The sequence below is a fragment of the Bradyrhizobium sp. CCBAU 45384 genome (assembly GCF_028128665.1).
Taxonomy (GTDB): Bacteria; Pseudomonadota; Alphaproteobacteria; order Rhizobiales; family Xanthobacteraceae; genus Bradyrhizobium; species Bradyrhizobium manausense.
Genome location: NZ_LBIZ01000058.1, coordinates 1 through 3,183, shown reverse-complemented (window position 1 = coordinate 3,183; position 3,183 = coordinate 1). Strand labels below are relative to the sequence as shown.

The window sequence follows — 3,183 nt, the reverse complement described above, 5'->3', positions numbered from 1 at the left end:
TCTCTTCCTTGCCGTCCTCGGGCAGGCGCAGCACCTCGCCGATCTGGTCGATCAAGAGGCCATAGGATTCGCCGCGCAGATCGACGCCGACCGCCATCGGGGTCTTGCCGTCCTCGTCCCTCGGCAGGCCGAGACGGGCGCGCATGTCGACCACGGTGACGATGCGGCCGCGCAGGTTCAGCACGCCCGAGATCTCGCGCGAGGACAAGGGAACGCGGGTGACGCGCTCGGGCATGAACACGTCCTGGACGCGGGAGATCGGCAGGCCGAACAGCTGGCCGCCGATCATCGCGGTGACGTATTCGACCATGGCGCCTTCGCCAATTTGCGTCTTCTTGCTCATTTCAATGTCTCCTGGTCCCTGCCCTTATGCCGCGGCCCGGCTCAGCTCGGAGGCGCCGGCGGCGCCCGCGGTCTGCTCCTTCAGCGCCGCGATCAGGCCGGGACGGTCGAACTTGGCGACATAGTCGTGGAAGCCGGCCTGACGGCCGCGCTCGATCGCGGCCGGCGACACCAGGGCGGACAGGCCGATGATCGGCATCGAGCCCAGATTGCTGTCGGAGCGGATCACTTCGGCGAACTCGAACCCGTTCATGTCGGGCATCTCGATGTCGGTCAGGACCACGTCGAAGCTCTGCGCACGCAGGGCAGCCAGGCCCTCCTGCGCGGTCGGCGCGGTGCGGACGCGGTAGCCGGCGGCCTTCAGCACCGGGGCCAGCATGTTGCGGAAGAAGGCACTGTCGTCGACCAGCAGCACCGACTGCGAATGCATCGACGGCTTCATCTCCTTGCGGGTGAACCAGTCGGCGAACGCCATCGGCAGGAAGTGGCCGACGTCGATCACCTCGGTGGCCTGGCCCTTGATCACGGCCGAGCCGAGGATGCCGGAAGCCGAGCCGCCGACCTCGATGTTGAGGCGCTCCTCGACGATGTCGATGATCTCGTCGACGACGAGGCCCATGGAGCGGCCGTCATCGGCGAACACCAGGATCGGCTGGGCGCCCTGGGACGCGATGGTGACGCCGTCCATGGAGACGAGCGGCATCAGCTGCTCGCGGTACTGCACCATGTAGCGGCCGTTACTGAACTCGATCTTGTCGGCCGGGAGCTCTTCCAGGCGGGTGACGAGCCCGAGCGGGACCGCCTTGGGCTGCGACGAGCCGGCGCGGAACACGAGCAGCGAGGTGGTCTGCTCGCCCGAGCCGATGTGATGGGCGCTGTTGTCGTCGGCCATGTCATGGGCCGAGGAGCCGGCGGCGCCGAGCGCCTTGGCAATGCCGTTGGGGTCGATGATCATGATGACGGCGCCATCGCCCAAAATGGTGTTGCCGGAGAACATGTCGATGTGACGCAGCTTGGTCGACATCGGCTTGACCACGATTTCTTCGGTGTGGAACACGCCGTCGACGACGATGCCGAAGGTCTGGCTGCCGACTTGCGTGACCACGATGAAGCCGTTCTCGGGATCGCTGGCCGCGCCGTCGTCGATCTTCAAGAGCTTCTTCAGATGGATCAGCGGCAACAGCTTGTTGCGCAGGCGCAGCACCGCGGTGTCCTTGATGCGCTCGATGCGGTGCTCCGAGTTGGCGCGGGCCCGGACCAGCTCGACCACCGAGAGCTGGGGAATGGCAAAGCGGTCGCCGGCGGCTTCCACGATCAGGGCGGAGACGATCGCCAGCGTCAGCGGGATCTTGATGGTGACGGAGGAGCCTTCACCGGCCACCGACTTGATGTCGATGGTGCCGCCGATCTGGTCGATATTGGTGCGGACCACGTCCATGCCGACGCCGCGGCCCGAGACCGAGGTGATGGCGGCCGCGGTCGAGAAGCCCGGCGCGAAGATGAACTTGTGGATCTGGGCTTCGCTCATCTTCTCCAGCTCGGCCTCGGTGACGAGACCTGAAGAGAGCGCCTTGGCCTTGATCTTCTCGGTGTTGAGGCCCCTTCCGTTGTCGGCGATGCAGATGATGATGTGGCCGCCCTCGTGATAGGCGGAGAGGCGGATGGTGCCCTGCTCGCCCTTGCCGGCAGCGAGCCGCTCGGCGGGGGTTTCCAGGCCGTGATCGGCGGAGTTGCGCACCATGTGGGTGAGCGGGTCCTTGATCAGATCGAGCACCTGGCGGTCGAGCTCGGTGTCGGCGCCGTGCATCTCCAGCTCGATCTGCTTGCCGAGTTCGCTCGAGAGGTCGCGGACGATGCGGGGCAGCTTCTGCCAGGCATTGCCGATCGGCTGCATGCGCGTCTTCATGACGCCTTCCTGCAGCTCGGCGGTGACGTTGGAGAGGCGCTGCAACGGCACCTTGAACTCGGTGTCCTCGTTGCGGCGGGAGATCTCCAGCAGCTGGTTGCGGGTCAGCACCAGCTCGGAGACCATGGTCATCAGATGCTCCAGCGTATCCACGTTGACGCGGATCGACTGGTTGGCGATGCGGTCACCCTCGCTCGCACTCTCGTCGGCCATCGACTTCTTCGGCGCGGCCTTCTCCTTGGGCGCCTTGGTGTCCTTCGGTGCTTCGGCGGCAGGAGCCGGCCCGGCCTTCGCTTCGGCCTTGGCAACGGGCGCGGGCACCGGCGCTTCGATCGCGGTCTCGCGGAAGGCGCGCTCGAGCTCGTCGAGCGAGACCTCGCCCGGACGGAGCGGACGCTCCAGCGTCTGGTCGACCAGCGAGCCCGTGGTCATCTCCTTGGCGGGAGCGGCCTTGGCTTCAACGGCAGCCGGCGCTTCCGGCACCAGCGGCGGGGCGTCAGCAACGGGAGCGGAGCTGCCAGCCGGCATCGGCTGCGCCGAGCCTGACATCGCGGCCATGCCCTGCTCGACCATCGCTTCCAGCTTGTCGATGAGATCGCGGTCGTTGCCTTCAGGCTCGGCTTCGGTCGCCTCCAAGCCGGCCAGGATCTCCTTGATGCGGTCGATCGAGGACAGGATCACCGTCACGGCCTGGCCGGTCACCGGCATGCCGTCGCGGAATTTGCCCATCAAGGTCTCGCCGGCATGCGCCAGCGCTTCGAGCCGCGGCAACCCGAGGAAGCCGCACGTGCCCTTGATGGTGTGGACCAGGCGGAAGATGTTATCCAGGATCTTGGCGTTGTTCGGCTCCTGCTCGAACTTCACCAGCTGATTGTCGACGGTGTCCAGGCTCTCGCTGGTCTCCGTCAGAAACTCCCGCAACAGATCATCCATGA

2 protein-coding genes are annotated in these 3,183 nt (G+C 66.3%); both read right to left on the bottom strand.

All coding sequences use genetic code 11. The annotated features are described in order from the left end of the window. Positions 1–343, bottom strand: a 343-nt coding sequence (locus XH80_RS03050; protein ID WP_271597279.1) for a chemotaxis protein CheW, incomplete at its 3' end; no start/stop codon positions are given. Between the two features lie 24 nt (positions 344–367). Further along, entirely contained in the window at positions 368–3,181 is a 2,814-nt protein-coding gene (locus tag XH80_RS03045; protein WP_271597278.1) for a hybrid sensor histidine kinase/response regulator, read from the bottom strand. Between the last annotated feature and the right edge of the window lie 2 nt (positions 3,182–3,183).

Bases quoted from the DNA above. Each gene is read 5' to 3' on its own strand.
- XH80_RS03045 (WP_271597278.1), bottom strand. From the start codon at position 3,181: ATGGATGATCTGTTGCGGGAGTTTCTGACGGAGACCAGCGAGAGCCTG.